This is a genomic window from Roseobacter insulae (assembly GCF_019375555.1).
Classification (GTDB): Bacteria; Pseudomonadota; Alphaproteobacteria; order Rhodobacterales; family Rhodobacteraceae; genus Roseobacter; species Roseobacter insulae.
In genome coordinates, this window is record NZ_JAHXDN010000003.1 from 202592 (window position 1) to 219012 (window position 16421).

17 protein-coding genes are annotated in these 16421 nt (G+C 62.4%); 7 read left to right on the forward strand and 10 right to left on the reverse strand.

Translation table 11 applies throughout. The features are described from left to right. Positions 1-69: 69 nt before the first annotated feature. From KX928_RS12410 to KX928_RS12430, 5 genes are all read left to right on the forward strand, one after another. Entirely contained in the window at positions 70-1038 is a 969-nt protein-coding gene (locus KX928_RS12410; RefSeq protein ID WP_219502707.1) for an XdhC family protein, read from the forward strand. Beyond that, positions 1035-2039, forward strand: coding sequence for a molybdopterin-binding protein (locus tag KX928_RS12415; protein ID WP_219502725.1), 1005 nt, complete (start codon positions 1035-1037; stop codon positions 2037-2039). Before KX928_RS12410 ends, KX928_RS12415 begins: the two co-directional genes overlap by 4 nt. A gap of 115 nt (positions 2040-2154) precedes the next feature. Next, positions 2155-2640: a (2Fe-2S)-binding protein gene (locus tag KX928_RS12420; RefSeq protein WP_219502727.1), complete on the forward strand. Its 486-nt coding sequence runs from the start codon at positions 2155-2157 to the stop codon at positions 2638-2640. 93 nt (positions 2641-2733) lie between these two features. Continuing rightward, positions 2734-5094 (forward strand): xanthine dehydrogenase family protein molybdopterin-binding subunit, encoded by a 2361-nt coding sequence (locus KX928_RS12425; protein ID WP_219502729.1) that lies wholly within the window; start codon positions 2734-2736, stop codon positions 5092-5094. Between the two features lie 98 nt (positions 5095-5192). Further along, complete coding sequence (locus KX928_RS12430; RefSeq protein ID WP_219502732.1) at positions 5193-5984, forward strand: FAD binding domain-containing protein; 792 nt, start codon at positions 5193-5195, stop codon at positions 5982-5984. Positions 5985-6474: 490 nt separating this feature from the next. Here the strand turns inward: KX928_RS12430 and KX928_RS24040 are convergent, their stop codons facing one another. The 3 genes from KX928_RS24040 to infC all read right to left on the reverse strand — a co-directional run bounded on the left by KX928_RS24040 (position 6475) and on the right by infC (position 7855). Then, positions 6475-6720 (reverse strand): hypothetical protein, encoded by a 246-nt coding sequence (locus KX928_RS24040; RefSeq protein ID WP_257883741.1) that lies wholly within the window; start codon positions 6718-6720, stop codon positions 6475-6477. A gap of 106 nt (positions 6721-6826) precedes the next feature. Continuing rightward, positions 6827-7105, reverse strand: coding sequence for a LysE family translocator (locus KX928_RS24045; protein ID WP_257883742.1), 279 nt, complete (start codon positions 7103-7105; stop codon positions 6827-6829). A gap of 201 nt (positions 7106-7306) precedes the next feature. Then, on the reverse strand, positions 7307-7855 hold the full coding sequence (infC, locus tag KX928_RS12440) for a translation initiation factor IF-3 (RefSeq protein WP_308342335.1): 549 nt from the start codon (positions 7853-7855) through the stop codon (positions 7307-7309). A gap of 202 nt (positions 7856-8057) precedes the next feature. On the opposite strand from infC, the gene KX928_RS12445 reads away from it, so the two are divergent. Next, the gene (locus KX928_RS12445) at positions 8058-8966 is read left to right on the forward strand and encodes a translation initiation factor 3 (RefSeq protein ID WP_219502735.1); all 909 of its coding nucleotides are present in this window, start codon (positions 8058-8060) and stop codon (positions 8964-8966) included. 58 nt (positions 8967-9024) lie between these two features. On the opposite strand, the gene KX928_RS12450 is transcribed toward KX928_RS12445, so the two are convergent. From KX928_RS12450 to cysG, 6 genes are all read right to left on the reverse strand, one after another. Then, complete coding sequence (locus KX928_RS12450) at positions 9025-9873, reverse strand: ferredoxin--NADP reductase (protein WP_219502754.1); 849 nt, start codon at positions 9871-9873, stop codon at positions 9025-9027. Positions 9874-9945: 72 nt separating this feature from the next. Beyond that, positions 9946-10347 (reverse strand): DUF934 domain-containing protein, encoded by a 402-nt coding sequence (locus KX928_RS12455; RefSeq protein ID WP_219502757.1) that lies wholly within the window; start codon positions 10345-10347, stop codon positions 9946-9948. Then, positions 10344-11093, reverse strand: coding sequence for a phosphoadenylyl-sulfate reductase (locus KX928_RS12460; RefSeq protein WP_219502760.1), 750 nt, complete (start codon positions 11091-11093; stop codon positions 10344-10346). The genes KX928_RS12455 and KX928_RS12460 overlap by 4 nt, the downstream gene beginning before the upstream one ends. Continuing rightward, the gene (locus KX928_RS12465; protein WP_219502763.1) at positions 11083-12747 is read right to left on the reverse strand and encodes a nitrite/sulfite reductase; all 1665 of its coding nucleotides are present in this window, start codon (positions 12745-12747) and stop codon (positions 11083-11085) included. The genes KX928_RS12460 and KX928_RS12465 overlap by 11 nt, the downstream gene beginning before the upstream one ends. Beyond that, on the reverse strand, positions 12740-13045 hold the full coding sequence (locus tag KX928_RS12470; RefSeq protein ID WP_219502766.1) for a DUF2849 domain-containing protein: 306 nt from the start codon (positions 13043-13045) through the stop codon (positions 12740-12742). The genes KX928_RS12465 and KX928_RS12470 overlap by 8 nt, the downstream gene beginning before the upstream one ends. Then, the gene (cysG, locus tag KX928_RS12475) at positions 13045-14475 is read right to left on the reverse strand and encodes a siroheme synthase CysG (RefSeq protein WP_219502769.1); all 1431 of its coding nucleotides are present in this window, start codon (positions 14473-14475) and stop codon (positions 13045-13047) included. The genes KX928_RS12470 and cysG overlap by 1 nt, the downstream gene beginning before the upstream one ends. Positions 14476-14616: 141 nt before the next feature. Here cysG and KX928_RS12480 point away from each other — a divergent pair, with 141 nt between their 5' ends. Next, on the forward strand, positions 14617-15084 hold the full coding sequence (locus tag KX928_RS12480; protein ID WP_219502772.1) for an Lrp/AsnC family transcriptional regulator: 468 nt from the start codon (positions 14617-14619) through the stop codon (positions 15082-15084). An 88-nt stretch (positions 15085-15172) separates the two neighbouring features. Here KX928_RS12480 and KX928_RS12485 read toward each other — a convergent pair whose 3' ends face one another. Beyond that, entirely contained in the window at positions 15173-16354 is a 1182-nt protein-coding gene (locus KX928_RS12485) for a cytochrome P450 (protein ID WP_219502775.1), read from the reverse strand. Positions 16355-16421: the final 67 nt, after the last annotated feature.

A 16421-nucleotide genomic window follows, 5' to 3' on the forward strand; every position in this document is an offset into this window, starting at 1 on the left:
CGCTGTGAGCAGATTTCGGGCAGACATTTCCGGCAACATCGGGAATAGTCCGGAACGAGGAGAGACACGATGGAGATTTTCGAAAATGCGCCGGAACAGGCGCTGGCGTGGCACGAAGCGGGGCGTGGCGCGGTTCTGGCGACCGTGATTGAAACCTGGGGGTCCGCGCCGCGACGGGTGGGGGCGCAACTGGTGATCTCTGGCGACGGAGAAATGCAGGGGTCCGTCTCCGGCGGATGCGTGGAGGGCGCGGTGGTGCTCGAAGCGACGGACGCTCTGGAGAAAGGTGAACAGCGCATATTGGAATATGGCGTCAGTGACAGCGATGCCTTCGCCGTGGGATTGGCCTGCGGTGGCACGATCCGCGTTCTGGTCGAACCGATCGGGGCGGTAATGCCGGTCGAGGTGCTGCGCCGCCTGATGGAGGCGCGCGCCGCCCGTGAACCCGTGGCCTACGAAGCCAACCTCGACAGCGGGGCAAGGCGTCTGGTGTCTGATACCTACGCGGACAGGTTCGCGATGGACCGGTCGGGGTTCGAACAGGACGGCGCGGTCTTTGTGGGTATTCACAATCCGCCGCTGAGGCTGGTTGTCGTTGGCGCGGTGCATATTGCGCAGGCGCTGGTGCCGATGGCCCGGATCGCGGGCTATGATCCCTTCGTGGTCGATCCCCGCGCGGCTTTTGGCTCCGAGGCGCGGTTCCCGGGGGAAAAGCTGGTGCCTGACTGGCCGGACGAGGCACTGGAAGAGATCGGCGTGGACAGCCGGACCGCCGTTGTGCTGCTGACCCATGATCCGAAACTCGACGATCCGGCCTTGCATGTGGCCCTGAAATCAAGGGCCTTTTACATCGGCGCACTGGGCTCGAAACGCACCCATGCCAAGCGCGTGGACCGCTTGCAGCAGGATGGGTTCGACAGCGCGGACATTGCGCGCATCAACGGCCCTGTCGGCTTGGATATCGGTGCTGCCAGCCCGCCGGAGATTGCGGTCGCCATCCTGGCGGAGATGACCCGGACGCTGAGGCGCGGCGCGTGAAATTCGGCGCTGTTGCCATCGGCTCGGCGGAAGGCACGGTGCTGGCGCATTCGGTCTCGCTTGGCGGGCGTCGCCGGTTGCGCAAGGGGCGAGTTCTGGACGCCGATGACATCGCGGCGCTGGCCGGGGCGGGAATAGAAACCGTGACGGTGGCGCGCCTTGAAGCAGGCGATATCTTTGAAAACGAGGCGGCCCGCGCGCTGGCCGCAGCCCTGGTGCCCGATCCCGATGTGCAGCACGTGCGCCTGACTGACCCCTTTACCGGCCGCGTCAACCTCTTTGGAACCGGCCCCGGGGTGGCCGTTCTGGATGTTGCCGCGATCGAGGCGGTCAATCGCGTGCATCCGATGATCACCGTCGCAACAGTGCCCCCCTTTCAGCAGATGGCGGACGGCGGAATGCTGGCCACGATCAAGATCATCTCTTACGCGGTTCCGGACATCGCGCTGCAACAGGCCTGCGCGCTGGCCCGCGCGGCCATCCGGCTGGCCCCGCCGGTGGTGCAGACCGTGGGGCTGATCATTACCGAGATCGCGGGCGGCGCAGGCAGCAAGGGGCAAAAGGCCATTGCCGACAGGGTGACGGCCTTTGGGCTGACGCTGGACCCGCCGCTTGTCGTGCCGCATCAGGAAACAGCCCTGTCACGCGCGCTGATCGACAGCCCCAGCGACCTGACGATGATCCTGACCGGATCGGCCACGTCCGATGTCGATGACGTGGCGCCAGCTGCGGTGCGCATGGCCGGGGGGCGGGTTACCCGTTTCGGGATGCCGGTGGACCCGGGCAACCTGCTTTTCATCGGCGATCTGTCGGATCATCCGGTCATTGGCCTGCCGGGGTGCGCGCGCTCCCCGGCGCTGAACGGGGCGGATTGGGTGCTGGCGCGTGTGATCTGTGGCATCGACGTGACCGACGAGGACATCGCGGCGATGGGGGTGGGCGGATTGCTCAAGGAAATTCCCACGCGGCCGCAGCCCCGGGCCGGGAAACGCCAAGGCTGATCCCGATTTCCGGCGCATTATGATGCACCTTCAGCAGGTTGCTGAAGTTTTGGGTTCTCAACCGTGAAGGGGCGTGCTTAACTCGCCGCAACAACAATGCTTAAGGGAGGAAACCATGGCTCAGGTCTCAATGACCGTGAACGGGAAAGCCGCGTCCGGGGATGTGGAGGGGCGGACACTGTTGTCGTCTTTCCTGCGCGACACGCTGGAACTGACAGGGACTCATGTCGGCTGTGACACCAGCCAGTGCGGGGCCTGCGTGGTGCATGTCAACGGAGAAGCAGTGAAAGCCTGCACCATGCTGGCCGCCGAGGCTGCCGGGGCGGAGGTCACCACCATCGAGGCGATGGCCAACGCGGATGGCTCGCTCAGCACCATTCAGCAGGCGTTTCAGGATCATCACGGGTTGCAGTGCGGGTTTTGCACCCCGGGCATGGTGATGAGCGCGGCAGCTTTGCTGAAGGACAATCCAACGCCGACAGAGACCGAGATACGCGAATATCTCGAAGGCAACATCTGTCGTTGCACGGGCTATCACAACATCGTCAAGGCGATCATGGCCGCATCCGGCCAGGACGTCAGCAGCATTGCGGCGGAATAACTCAGGCGACCGGTGACGCCGGCGTGAGCCTCACGCCGGGCCGGGTCTACCGTTCGCAGAAGGAATACGCACCGAATTTCAGGGAGGAATAACATGCCAAAAGACGGAGGCATTGGCGCAAGCTCAAAGCGCCGCGAAGACGTCCGGTTTCTGACCGGCGCCGGAAATTATACAGATGACATCAACATCCGGGGGCAGGCGCATGTGTACTTCCTGCGTTCGGATATCGCCCATGGAACCATCACATCCATCAACACCTCGGCGGCCGAAGCGATGCCCGGTGTGGTCAAGGTGTTCACGGGGGTTGATTTCGAAGCCGTGGGGGGCATGCCGTGTGGCTGGCAGGTGACCGACAGGCACGGTCAGCCGATGCAGGAACCGCGCCACCCGATCCTTGCCCATGGCAAGGTGCGCCACGTCGGCGAACCGATCGCCGCGGTTGTTGCGGAGACACTGGAACAGGCGCGAGATGCTGCCGAGGCGATCGAGCTGGACATTGCCGAATTGCCGGCGGTCATCGATATGAAAGCGGCAGTTTCCGCTGACGCGCCGAAAGTGCATGAGGATCTGACGTCAAACCTTTGTTATGATTGGGGTTTTGTCGAGGAAAACAAGGCTGCCACGGAGGAGGCTTTTGCCAAGGCGTCGCATGTGACCACGCTGGAGCTGGTGAACAACCGGCTTGTGGCCAACCCGATGGAACCACGCGTGGCAGTGGGCGATTACGCGCGCGGCACGGACGATTCGACACTCTACACCACTTCGCAGAACCCGCATGTGATCCGCCTTCTGATGGGCGCCTTCGTGCTGGGCATCCCAGAACACAAGCTGCGGGTCGTGGCCCCGGATGTGGGTGGCGGTTTTGGCACCAAGATCTTCCATTACCAGGAAGAGGCTTTCTGCACCTTCGCCGCCAAGGCCTGCAACCGGCCGGTGAAATGGACCTCCAGCCGGACCGAGGCCTTCATGTCGGATGCCCATGGCCGGGATCATGTGACAAGGATCGAACTGGCGCTTGACGGGGACAACAACTTCACCGCGCTGCGGACCGAGACCTATGCCAATATGGGCGCGTATCTCAGCACGTTCGCGCCCAGTGTCCCGACATGGCTGCACGGCACGTTGATGGCGGGCAACTATAAAACCCCCCTGATCTATGTGAACGTCAAGGCCGTGTTCACCAATACGGTGCCCGTCGATGCCTATCGTGGCGCGGGCCGCCCGGAGGCCACCTTCCAGCTGGAACGGGTCATCGACAAGGCCGCGCGCGAGCTGGGTGTCGACCCGATTGCGCTCCGGCGGCAGAACTTCGTCACCGAGTTTCCCTATGCCACGCCGGTGGCCGTCGAATATGACACCGGCGACTATGTGGCCACGATGGACAAGCTGGAAGAGATGGCGGACCTGTCGGGCTTTGACGCGAGGCGTCAGGCTTCGGAGGCCAAGGGCAAATGGCGCGGGCTTGGCGTGAACTGTTATATCGAGGCCTGCGGCATTGCACCCAGCAATCTTGTTGGTCAGCTTGGAGCCCGGGCGGGGCTTTATGAAAGCGCCACAGTGCGGGTCAATGCCACGGGCGGGCTGGTCGTGATGACCGGCAGTCACAGCCACGGGCAGGGGCATGAGACCTCCTTTGCGCAGGTGGTGGCCGACATGATCGGCATCGATGAGAACATGGTCGAGATCGTGCATGGTGACACCGCGAACGCGCCGATGGGTATGGGCACTTACGGGTCCCGGTCACTGGCCGTGGGCGGGTCCGCCATGGTGCGCGCCACGGAGAAGATCATCGCCAAGGCCAAGAAGATCGCCAGCCATCTGCTGGAGGCGTCGGAAGGCGATATCGAGCTCAAGGACGGTGCGTTCAGCGTGGCGGGGACGGATAAGTCGGTGGCCTGGGGCGACGTGACCCTGGCAGCTTACGTGCCGCACAACTACCCGCTGGAAGAGATCGAACCGGGGCTGGAGGAAACCGCCTTTTACGACCCCAGCAACTTCACCTATCCAGCCGGGGCTTATGCCTGCGAGGTCGAGGTTGATCCGGACACCGGCAAGGTGACCATCGAACGGTTCACCGCCGTCGACGATTTCGGCAATGTGGTCAACCCGATGATCGTCACCGGCCAGGTCCATGGCGGCCTGGCGCAGGGGATCGGGCAGGCATTGCTGGAGAACTGCGCCTATGATGAAAACGGCCAGTTGCTGAGCGCTTCCTACATGGATTACGCGATGCCGCGGGCGGATGATCTGCCGATGTTCGGGGTTGATCATTCCTGCCAGACGCCCTGCACACACAACCCGCTGGGGGTGAAGGGATGCGGCGAGGCCGGCGCGATCGGATCCCCGCCCTCTGTCGTCAACGCTGTTGTGGATGCGTTGCAGTCGGGCGGCAAGGACGTGACCCATATCGACATGCCGCTGACACCGGCACGCGTCTGGGCGGCGATGCAATGAGCCAAACGGGTAGGGCGGGGGCCAGCCCCCGCACCCCCGGGATATTTTTGAACCAGAGAGGCCAGATAGGGCAGGCTGGTTTTGGAGAGGACTGAAAGATGTATGATTTTGATGTGGAAATGCCGACGAGTGTCGCGGAGGCTGTCGCGGCCCTGAGCCAGGAAGATGCGCAGGCTCTGGGTGGGGGGCAAACACTGATCCCGACGCTGAAACAACGGCTTGCCAGCCCTTCGGTTCTGGTCAGCCTCAACGGCATTGCCGAGATGAAGGGCGTCTGCATAGGCGAGGATGGCCAGCTCTGTGTCGGGGGGGCGACATCCCATGCTGTTGTTGCCAAGGACGCGGCGGCCCATTTTGCGGGGCTTGCGGAATTGGCGAGCCATATCGGTGATCCGGCGGTCCGCAACCGGGGCACCATCGGGGGCAGCCTCGCCAATAACGATCCCTCCGCCTGCTATCCGGCAGCGGCCCTCGGGTCGGGCGCGACGATTGTCACCAACGCCCGGTCGATTGCGGCTGACGACTTTTTTCAGGGCATGTTCACCACCGCGCTCGACGAGGGAGAGATCATTACCGAAGTCCGCTTCCCGATCCCCCAGGCCGCGAACTATCAGAAGTTCCTGCAACCCGCGTCGCGGTTCGCACTTGTCGGTGTGTTCGTGGCGAAGTTTGCCGACGGGGTGCGGGTTGCGGTGACCGGTGCTTCCAACGACGGGGTTTTTCGCTGGACCGAGGCGGAAACGGCGCTGGGATCTGATTTCTCGGCGGGTGCCGTTGATGGTCTGACGGTTTCGGGTGACGATATGATCAGCGACCTGCATGGCACCGGAGCGTATCGGGCGCATCTGGTGGGGGTGATGACCAAACGCGCGGTTGCCGCAGCCGGTTGACGCAACAGTATAATATTATTTGGAAAGCCCTGCCCGGTGTGGCGGGGCTTGTTAATGTGGATCGGATGCAGCCGCGCCTGCTGCGACGGCATCATGCCGGTCCCGCATGCCGGTGCGCGTTTGGGGCATCGGGTGTTTCCGGGGCGTGACATTGTGCCGTAAACGGGATGCACGAGGGATGAGTGACTGCGGTGAGGCCGAGGTAACGCTGCATGTCTTGCCGCTCTTGATTCTGGCGGCTCGAAAAAGACGGTGCCGGTCAGTGGCGTGCGGGTGGTCCTGCCAATTACCTCCTTGGGTTTCTTCAGGTTAGAGCTTGGCCCGCTGCGGCTTTGATGCCCCACAGGAGCGCAGCCGACAACGGCACGATCTTACTGTTCAGTTTTCGGTCTGCCGCGGTGGGAATCGTGGTAAAGCCGCGACGGTTGGTGGCCCCTGCCTCGTCTGAACCCGAACCGCTATGGTGCGCGTGTCGCTTATCCGCGACTGGTCAGCAGCTTGAGGCTGGCGAAGGTGAAAAACGCGCCAAGGGGTGCTTGTATATATACCTGCGCGCCCTGTCGCAGAGTGTCACCATGATGGGCGTCGAAAATGTGACCGCGTAAAGCACATGGATCACGATCGACAGCAAAAAGGGGCCCCCGGCGATCACCGCGGCCACCGACAGCGGTGCACCGGGCTGGCGCCCCAGCGCGATGATGGCAACCCAGGCCAGCGCTGCCTTTGGGTTGGTCATCTGGATGAAATATCCCCTCAGTGCGTAGCCAAGCGGTGAACCCTGTGTAGCTGTCCAGCCTGCGCGTCTCGATATCATACGCGGAGGCGGCGGATTTGAACGCCTTTTATGCCAGCCAGAACAGGTAGAGCCCGCCGATCATCCCGATCAGCGTGATGGCCGCGGCATAAGTCACCAGAACGGCCGAGAGGCCCAGGGCTGTCAGCATTGCCCAGGTGAAGGACCCGGTGGTGGCCCCGAAGGCCAGCGCGATGCCGGATCTGCGGCCAACCCCTATCGCGGTGCCGATCGCGGCCAGAACGTTCGGACCGGGACTGCAAATGCCCAGAAGAAATGCAAAGTAAGCCAATAAGATCCCCGGCAGGTAGGGATAGGACTGGTCCATGCTGAGCCCATTCGTTTGCGTGAAGACGGTGCCGGGATGGGTTCACCATCAAGGAATGTGCAACAGAGCTGGTGTTTCCGGCCATTTTTGCAGCAGACCGATAGTTGTGTATCGCACCAGTTGCAGGGTTTGTGCCCGCACATAAAAAAACGCCCTGGCCTTTCGGTCGGGGCGTTCCTGTGGCATCACCTGCGCGCGGTGCTATTTCGGCAGCGGTCCGATCAGCATCACCATCTGGCGGCCTTCCATCTTGGGGAAGTTCTCTACGCGGCCAGCGTCCTTGGTGTCTTCGGCAACCCGTTCCAGCAGTTCGCGACCGAGGTTCTGGTGCGCCATCTCGCGCCCCCGGAACCGCAGGGTGATTTTCACCTTGTCGCCATTCTCCAGAAACTTGAACACGTTACGCATTTTGACATCGTAGTCATTGGTGTCCGTGTTCGGGCGGAACTTGACCTCTTTGATCTCAATGATCTTCTGCTTTTTGCGGGCTTCGCTCTCGCGCTTTTGCTGTTCATATTTGAACTTGCCAAAATCCATGATCTTGCACACGGGCGGGTTGGCGTTTGGCGAAATCTCCACAAGATCAAGGCCCGCTTCATCTGCCATGTCCATGGCGCGGTCGGGAGTAACGACGCCTACGTTCTCTCCATCTGCGCCAATGAGGCGAATTTCCGGGCTTCTGATCTTTTCGTTGACGCGCGGGCCGGTTTCTCTTTGGGGCGGCGCGTTATGGGGTCTGCGAGCGATGATGGTCGTCCTTGAATTGTTCCTAAATCTGGAAGTGCAAACTAACCGCGGGACAGCGCTACTTCAAGCCGCAAATTAGGCTGGAATGGGCCGATTGGAACAGTTTTCCCCCTTGAAGGTTTCCTCCCGGAGGCGCAACTGCCATCACACAACTCAATATCGTCCGCGGCCTGTGCCCCGGGCAGCTACAGAGGGAGCACTTGACATGAAAAATCTGGTCTGGATCATTCTGGCCGCTGTTGTCATCGGGGGTGGCTATATGCTGTACATCGGGCAGACACCCAGGGACGTGGCGCAGGATGCCACGGAGGCCATCAGCGAAGCTGAACCGCTTGAGACTGCGGAAGAAGCGCTGGACGCGACCACCGATGCCGTAACGGAAGCCGCGGGAACTGTCGCAGACACGGCCTCGGACGCCGCTGAAGCCGTTACCGACATGGCGACCGACGCGGCGGAAGGGGCAGCAGCGCTGGTCGATGATACGGCAGCAGCCGCCACGGATGCGGCGTCAGACCTGGTGGATACGGCGACCGGCGTCACAGAGCAGGCCGGGGACGCGGCCAGTGACCTGGGCGAGGCCGTTCAGGACAGCGCCAGCGAGCTTGCCGATACGGTGACCGACACCGCGCAGGACGCATTGACGGAAGGCACCGAAGCCGTTGATGCCGGAACCGACGCGGTTGCGGAAGGTGTCGATGCGGTAACCGACGCAGCAGAGGCGGCGACCGAGGAAACAGCGGCGGCCACGGAGACGGCTGCTGAAGCGGCAGAAACCGGTTCGGATGCCGTTGCCGAAGGTGTCGATGCGGTAGATGAAGCAGCCGAGGCGGCGACCGAAGAAACGGCAACTGCCGCGGAAACGGCGACCGACGCGACTGGCGCGACTGACGTGGCCACGAGCGATTCCCTTGCCGCGGTCGATACTGCGAAGGCCCCCGAGGCACTGACCGTCGACGGGTTTGACTTTGCCAAGGTCAGCGAGATGATCGAAAACTCCGACCTCGGCACCTCCCAGAAGCTGGTTCTGACCAACACCGTCAAGCGGGCACAGGACAATCCGGAGCTGCTGAAGGCGGCACTGACCCAGCTGCGTGACGCATTGGGCATGCAATAATGACAAAGCCGCCCGGGGGCGACACCGGGCGGCTTTACGCCAGCGGCTTCGCGCGGCGTCAGCCTACGAAGGCTTTTTCCACCACGTAGTGTTTCGGGTCAGAATTGGCACCTTCCTCCAGACCGAATCCTTCCAGAATCTCCTTGAGGTCGGTGTTCAGACCCATGGATCCGCAAACCATCGCGCGGTCGGTGTCGGGCGAGATGCCCTCGATGCCCAGATCGGCAAAAAGAGTGCCATCGGTCAGCAGATTGGTCACGCGCCCCATCTTCGGAGAAGTTTCGCGGGTCGTCGTCGGATAATACGTCAGCTTCCGCAGGTTCTCCTCGCCCAGTAGCTCCAGCATCAGTTCGTCCGACCGCAGGTTTTCGATCAACTGGCGCCCGTATTCAAGCTCCGCCACATCGCGGCAGGTATGGGTGACGATGACCTGATCATAATCCTCATAGGTCTGCGGGTCACGCAGCAGCGAGGCAAAGGGCGCAAAGCCGGTCCCGGTGGCAAAAAACCACAGACGTTTGCCGGGCAGCAGCGCGTCATGCACCAGCGTGCCCACGGGTTTGGGGCGCAGGATGATCTCATCCCCCGGCTGGATATGCTGCAATCTGGAGGTCAGCGGGCCATCCTGTACCTTGATCGAATAGAACTCCAACTCCTCGTCCCAGGACGGCGAGGCAATGGAATAGGCCCGCAGCAGCGGCTTTTGACGGCCGGTTTTCGGGTCAGGATCGCCCATCAGGCCGATCATCACAAACTCGCCCGACCGGAACCGCAACGAGGCGGGGCGGGTGACCCGGAAGGAAAACAGGCGATCCGTCCAGTGTTGAACGGAAGTCACGGTCTGCGCATCTGGCAGCGTGGGCACTTTGACGGCGGATGCTTCGGTCACGGGTGTTTGCTCGGTCATAATGATATCGACGCAGGCCTACCACCTGCGCGTCCCTTTTAGAAAGAAGAGTGGATGGGGGAAAGGTGTCAATCAGCCGCGCAGCCGCGCCTGATAGTTGTTATCCTGCCAGTTGGCGCGGAACTGCCATTGATCCTCGGGTTGGCGCGCGGCCAGTTCGTCCGAGATTTCGACCTCGTCGAATCCGGATCGGCGCGCCATTGCGTATTGATCCGCCAGCACGTGCCCTCTCGCACGCAGTCGCCCCGTGAAGCCGCGCAACCGCAGTTGCCTTGCGATCGTAAAGCCGCGACCATCGGCGGAAGAGGGAAAATCGACCCGGATCATCCGCAGCCCGTCGCACAGCGGAATATCCGCCGGGTTTGCGTCCGAAGGCACGTCCAGCGCGCTGGCGTCATTGGCCGCATCAAGGGTGATGAAGGGCTCGGACCAGTCGTCGCTGGTAAAACCGCTATCATTGACGAGAGTGCTCATATCGGGGCTCCTGTGCGGACCATTTTGCCATTGACGAAGTGGATGCCACATTCGTCCTTTTCGGTATCGCGCCAGCGGCCCGCGCGGGGGTCTTCGCCAGCTGAGACGGGGGAGGTGCAGGGCGCACATCCGATGGAAGGGTAGCCGCGCGCCACCAGCGGATGCCGGGGCAAACGGTTTTCGGCGATATAATCGGCCACGTCGCCGGGCTGCCAATAGGCGAGCGGATTGACCTTGATGCGCCCGGTGCCGCCTTCGACCTCGAAGAACGGCAGCGCCGCCCGCTGGCCCGACTGGAAACGCTTGCGACCGGTGATCCAGCCGCCGTGCGCTTCAAGCGCGCGTCGCAGGGGCCGGGTTTTCCGCAGGGCGCAACAGGCGTCCGTGTCCGTCAGATGCAATCTGCCGTCGGGGTCTTCGACGGGCACCTCCGCGCTGCGGATGATCTTCAGGCTGCGCAGACCCAGACGTTCCGCCACCTCCTGCTGATAGACCAGTGTCTCGGCAAAGAGCATTTCGGTGTCGATGAAGATCACCGGCACGTCGCGGTTCACCATTGCCGTCAGGTGCAGGAGTGCGACGGATTCCGCGCCGAAGCTGGAGACCAGCGCCAGTTCCGGCACCGCGTCGACCGCCACCCGCAGCACATCGGTCGCACTATGGTGGTGCAGCCGGGCATTCAGCTGCGCCACCTTAGTGCTCAATGCCGGATCAATTGCCTGGGGGGCTGGAAGATCAAGCGGCATTAGCCTGTGCCTCGGGGTAGAGGGCAGCTTTGAAGGGTGCAAGACCCAGGCGACGGTAGGTCTGCAGGAAGGTCTCCGCAGGCTCGGAGCGCAGGTCAAGATAGGCCATGACCAGACGTTCCACCGCCGGGATGATCTCTTCGGCGGAGAACCCGGGGCCAGCGCGTTCGCCGATGCTCGCGTCCTGTGTGCCGTCGCCACCCAGCGTGATCTGGTAGTTCTCCACGCCGGCGCGGTCGAGCCCCAGAATACCGATGTGACCCACGTGGTGGTGACCACAGGCGTTGATGCAGCCGGAGATCTTGATTTTCAGCGGGCCCACGTCGTGCTCCAGTTTCAGCTCGTCAAACCGCGTGGCGATCTCCTGCGCGATCGGGATCGACCGGGCGGTGGCCAGGGCGCAGTAGTCCATGCCGGGGCAGGCGATGATGTCGGAAATCAGCCCGACGTTCGCAGTGCCCAGTCCCGCCGCCCGCAGCGCGGAGTAAACCGACGGCAGGTCGTTCTTGTGCACATGCGGCAGGATCACGTTCTGTTCGTGGCTGATGCGCAGCTCGTCGTGACCGTAGCGCTTGGCAAGGTCCGCCATCAGGCGCATCTGTCCGGAGGTGGCATCGCCCGGTGTGGCGCCATGCGCCTTGAGGCTGATCGTGACAATCGCATAATCCGGTTCGCGGTGCTCGGCGAGATTGGTATCGGCCCAGCTGCGGAACGCCGGATAGTGCTGGCGGGCGTCGTGATAGTCCCGCACCGCTTCCTTGCGGAAGGTGGGCAGGGCGAAATCGGCCTCAATCGCTGCCAGCATCTGCTGGTCCACACCGCTGAACTGCGGGCGGATCAGCGCATAGCGCTCTTCGACGCGGGCCTTGAAGTCATCCAGCCCGTTTTCATGCACGGTGATCTTGATGCGCGCCTTATACTTGTTGTCGCGACGGCCCAGCAGGTTGTAGACGCTGACAATCGCTTCGAGATAGGGCAGCAGGTCTTCGCGCGGCAGGAAGTCTTTCAGCACCTTGCCGATCATCGGGGTGCGGCCAAGCCCGCCGCCGACGATGACCTCGAAACCGGCCAGGCCGTCCCGCTCGATCATGCGCAACCCGATGTCATGGGCGCGTGTCACCGCGCGGTCGTTTGGCGATCCGGTCACCGCCACCTTGAACTTGCGCGGCAGGAACTGGAATTCCGGATGGTCGGTGGACCATTGGCGGATCAGCTCGGCCACGGGGCGTGGGTCAGCAATCTCATCGGCCGCGGCCCCGGCAAAATGGTCCGCAGTCACGTTGCGGATGGTGTTGCCAGAGGTCTGGATCGCATGCATCTGCACTTCTGCCAGCGCGTCGAGCATATCGGGCACATCGCGCAGCTCCGGCCAGTTGTACTGGATGTTCTGGCGCGTGGTGAAATGGCCATATCCCTTGTCCCAATTATCCGCGATGTCAGCGAGCACATGCATCTGGCGGCTGTTGAGCGTGCCGTAGGGAATGGCAACCCGCAACATATAGGCGTGCAGTTGCAGGTAAAGCCCGTTCATCAGCCGCAGCGGTTTGAATTCATCCTCGGTCAGCGCGCCGTCGATGCGGCGTTCCACCTGCGCGCGGAACTGCGCGTTGCGCTCCTTGATGAAGGCGCTGTCGAAATCGGTGTAGTTATACATTGCTCAGTGCCTCTTGTTTACCATGGGCATAATTGGACGGTCCGCGGGCGCGGAAATCTTCGCGGAAATGCGTAGGCTTTGGCGTCGCGCCTGAGGCATCGACATCCGCGAGATACGCACCCACAACCAAATCGGTCTGTTGCGAGGCGTCGATCAGGCGCAGATCGGCATCGGCCTCATCGGTCAGGACTTCGGCTTGCGACAGATCGCGTGTCCACCCGCTCGCGGTTTGATAGATGACGTCGCCTTCAAGCAAGGCGTTTGCAGTGACAACTTTCGGCTTGAATTCTCGTGCCATCAGAGGGCCTCCTGTGCCTGGATTGGGTAGGTGTAAAGAGCGTGTTCGGTATCTGCGCGGCGCAACCGGGCGGCGGCCGCCTCGCGCGGGGCCAGCCCGTAGAACATCAGGGCCGGGCCTGTCATCTCTGCGGCTGCCAGAGCGTGCGGCAGCGCATCAAGGGTGGTCTCCAGAATGCGCTGATCAGGACGCGAGGCGTTTTCGATCACGGTCACGGGCGTGTGGCGATCCGCGCCATGCATGATCAGGCGGCCCTGGATGAAGCGCGCTGATTTCTTGCCCATGTAGATCGCGGCCACTTCGCCGGGTCGGGCAAGGGTTGCCCAGTCGTGATCGGCAAAGCCCTTCATATCGTGGCCCGTCAGGAAGCGCACCGAGGAATTGCGCCCGCGTCTGGTCAGGCTCTGGCCGATCTCGGCCACGGCGGCAGAGGCGGAGGTGATCCCCGGCACGATGCTCCACGCGATCTGATGCGCGTCCACCGCGTCGATCTCTTCGTCCAGACGTCCGAAAACGGTGGCATCGCCGGATTTAAGGCGGACGACCTGCGCGCCGCTCAGCCCGTGCTGAACAATCAGGTCGTTGATCTCTTCCTGCTTCATCGAGGGGCCAAAACCCTCCTTGCCGGCATCGATCATGATGGCTTCGCGGCGGGCCAGTTCGAGAATGGGTTTGCTGATCAGGCGGTCGTAGATCACCACATCCGCTTCATCGAGCACCCGGCGGGCCTTCATCGTCAACAGGTCGGGATCGCCCGGACCGCCCCCCACGAAATGCACGTGACCGGGGCGCGCCTTGCGGGTCAGATGTTCCGCGAGCAGTTTGTCGAGCGCGCCGTTTACGCCCTTTTCGCCCGCCGTCATCGCTGCCGGGCCGGATTTGAAATAGTATTCCCGCCAGAAATCCCGCCGCGCGCGGCCGAAGGGGAGCGCTTCGGCCGCCTTGCGGAACCGCTTGCCGATACGGGCAAGCGGTCCCAACGCCGCAGGCAGGCGTTCTTCGAGATCCGCCTTGATGGCGCGGGCCAGCACAGGAGCAGCGCCTTCGGTCCCGATGGCAATGGTCACCGGGTCACGATCCACAATCGCTGGCGTGATGAACTGGCTGTCTTCAAGGTTGTCCACGACGTTGACCAGGGCACCGTCGGCGCGGGCAATGGCGGCTGTGCGAGCGTCTTCCACCGCGTCTTCATCTGCGGCGTAAAACAGCGCTGCGCACATCGTATCACCGGGGGCCATGGCGCGGCGCACCAGCGCCAGTTTGCCCTCGGCTGCCCAGTTCTCGATTTCTGGCGCGGGATTTGGCGTGAACACGGTGATGCGACCGGCGGTCTTCATCAGAAGGCGCAGCTTGGCCAGCGCAGCCTCGCCACCGCCGGACAGCACGATGCGACGCCCATGGACGCGCAGGAAGATCGGGAAATGGTCCATGAGGCATCGCCTTTCGGTAATTCTTGGGTCCAATATAGGAAATATTCCCACATATTCGCTAGGTTTCGGTGTTGATAAGGACGTTTGTTCTGTTTTAGATGCAGGAGAGAACAATTGACCGATTTGCAGGAAGAGGCTGGAATGAGCGTTCGCATAGACGACACAGACAGGAAAATTCTCGGTGAGCTTCAGCGGGATGCGAGCCAGTCTCTGGACGAAATTGCGGCCCGGGTGGGCTCTTCCAAGACGCCGGTGTGGAACCGGATTCGCAAAATGCGCGATGCCGGGGTGATCGGGCAGCAGACGGTTGTCCTGGATGCCGAGGCGCTCGGTTTCGAGGCCTGTTTCTTTGTGTTGATCCGCACGTCGGAGCATGAAGCGGAATGGCAGGCCGCCTTTCTGAAAGCTTTGCGTGACAGACCCGAGGTGCAGGAAGCCCACAGGCTGGCCGGAGATATCGATTACATTCTTAAAGTTCGGGTGAAGAACGCGCGCGCTTACGATGCCTTTTATCAGGCGCTGATCTCAGAAGTGCGGGTGCATAACGTGACGGCCCTGCTGTCGATGGAGGAGATCAAATCCACCACGATGCTGCCGCTGCAGGCGTGATCCGGCGGCGCGGCTGACGCCGCACGACAGTCTTGGCGCGGCTTCAATGTGAGCCCCCAATGATCAGACCATCGGTATGGATATCGGGTTACAGCGCGACTTGCAGCGCCCGCAGGCCATGGAAATGATAGGTGTTTGCATAGACCGGCGGGGTGACCAGTTTCATGGCAGGGGCGTAGTCAAAGAGCCGCTGCAAGCCGATTTGCAGCTCCAGCCGAGCGAGGGGGGCGCCGACACAGAAATGCAGACCGCCGCCGAAGGCCGCATGTGCGGCGGGCGGTCGGAAAGGGTCGAACCGGTGCGGGTCGGTGACACGCGCCGGGTCTCGGCCGGCGGACCCGAGCATGAGCGCCACTTGTTGCCCTTTCTCCAGCACGTGCCCTCCGACCTCGATGTCCTGATAGGCGTAGCGGGTGAACATGTGCAGCGGCGGGTCAAACCGCAAGACCTCCTCCACCGTCGCGGCGATATTGTCCGGCCTCAGCGCCCGGGGCGGCGTATCATTTTCCAGCAGGGCCTTGACCGCGTTGCCCATGGTGTGAACCGTGGCCTCGTGCCCGGCGTTCAGCAGCAGGATACAGGTGCCGATCATCTCGTCTCGCGTCAGCTTCTCACCGTCTTCTTCTGCTGCAATCAGGTGGGTAATCAGATCGTCCGTCGGGTCGGTACGGCGCTTTTCGATGTAGTCTGAGAGGAAAGCTGCGAACTCCCGCGCAGCCGTGTTTGCAGCCTCCTCGGTCGTGCGATCCCGGCCCGCCTGGTACATGGCGACCATCGTGTTGGACCATTTCAGCAAATCGTCCGACATCGCCTCGGGCACCCCCAGCAGGCGGGCGATGATGCGCACCGGCAGGGCCGTGCAATAGGCTGGAATGAGATCAAACGGTGTGGTGGGAAAAGCGTCGAGCAGGGTGTCGCAGATCGCATTGATATCCGGCGACAGGGCCTTGATCCGGCGGGATGTGAAGGCGCGCAGAACCAGCCCGCGCAGGCGGGTGTGGGTCGGCGGCTCCATGTCCAGCATCGAATACCGCTCGACGGCCTCAAAGGCGGCCAGATGCGTCGGCGTTTCGGTTTTCTGTGCGTCCGGGACAGCGCGGCCCAACCGGCGATCACGCAGAAGGGCGTGCACGGTGTTGGCATCAAAAGCGGCCATCATCCCGTAGTCCTGCCAGAACCGGATGGGGTCATCCGCGAGAACGCGGTCGTAAAGCGCATAGGGGTTCTGAACGAAGGACGGATCGAGCGGAGACTGAATAAGTGTTTTCATGCCGCCCTTTAACCCGCAGGCCACTGGTCAAGGCAAGAGGCTGTTTGTAAACTGCCGCAATGTCCGG

What these genes read in the sequence shown, in the direction of transcription:
- KX928_RS12410 (WP_219502707.1), top strand. Translation starts at nt 70, where the DNA reads ATGGAGATTTTCGAAAATGCGCCGGAACAGGCGCTGGCGTGGCACGAA.
- KX928_RS12420 (WP_219502727.1), top strand. Translation starts at nt 2,155, where the DNA reads ATGGCTCAGGTCTCAATGACCGTGAACGGGAAAGCCGCGTCCGGGGAT.
- KX928_RS12425 (WP_219502729.1), top strand. Translation starts at nt 2,734, where the DNA reads ATGCCAAAAGACGGAGGCATTGGCGCAAGCTCAAAGCGCCGCGAAGAC.
- KX928_RS12430 (WP_219502732.1), top strand. Translation starts at nt 5,193, where the DNA reads ATGTATGATTTTGATGTGGAAATGCCGACGAGTGTCGCGGAGGCTGTC.
- KX928_RS24040 (WP_257883741.1), bottom strand. Translation starts at nt 6,720, where the DNA reads ATGACCAACCCAAAGGCAGCGCTGGCCTGGGTTGCCATCATCGCGCTG.
- KX928_RS24045 (WP_257883742.1), bottom strand. Translation starts at nt 7,105, where the DNA reads ATGGACCAGTCCTATCCCTACCTGCCGGGGATCTTATTGGCTTACTTT.
- KX928_RS12445 (WP_219502735.1), top strand. Translation starts at nt 8,058, where the DNA reads ATGAAAAATCTGGTCTGGATCATTCTGGCCGCTGTTGTCATCGGGGGT.
- KX928_RS12450 (WP_219502754.1), bottom strand. Translation starts at nt 9,873, where the DNA reads ATGACCGAGCAAACACCCGTGACCGAAGCATCCGCCGTCAAAGTGCCC.
- KX928_RS12455 (WP_219502757.1), bottom strand. Translation starts at nt 10,347, where the DNA reads ATGAGCACTCTCGTCAATGATAGCGGTTTTACCAGCGACGACTGGTCC.
- KX928_RS12460 (WP_219502760.1), bottom strand. Translation starts at nt 11,093, where the DNA reads ATGCCGCTTGATCTTCCAGCCCCCCAGGCAATTGATCCGGCATTGAGC.
- KX928_RS12465 (WP_219502763.1), bottom strand. Translation starts at nt 12,747, where the DNA reads ATGTATAACTACACCGATTTCGACAGCGCCTTCATCAAGGAGCGCAAC.
- KX928_RS12470 (WP_219502766.1), bottom strand. Translation starts at nt 13,045, where the DNA reads ATGGCACGAGAATTCAAGCCGAAAGTTGTCACTGCAAACGCCTTGCTT.
- cysG (WP_219502769.1), bottom strand. Translation starts at nt 14,475, where the DNA reads ATGGACCATTTCCCGATCTTCCTGCGCGTCCATGGGCGTCGCATCGTG.
- KX928_RS12480 (WP_219502772.1), top strand. Translation starts at nt 14,617, where the DNA reads ATGAGCGTTCGCATAGACGACACAGACAGGAAAATTCTCGGTGAGCTT.
- KX928_RS12485 (WP_219502775.1), bottom strand. Translation starts at nt 16,354, where the DNA reads ATGAAAACACTTATTCAGTCTCCGCTCGATCCGTCCTTCGTTCAGAAC.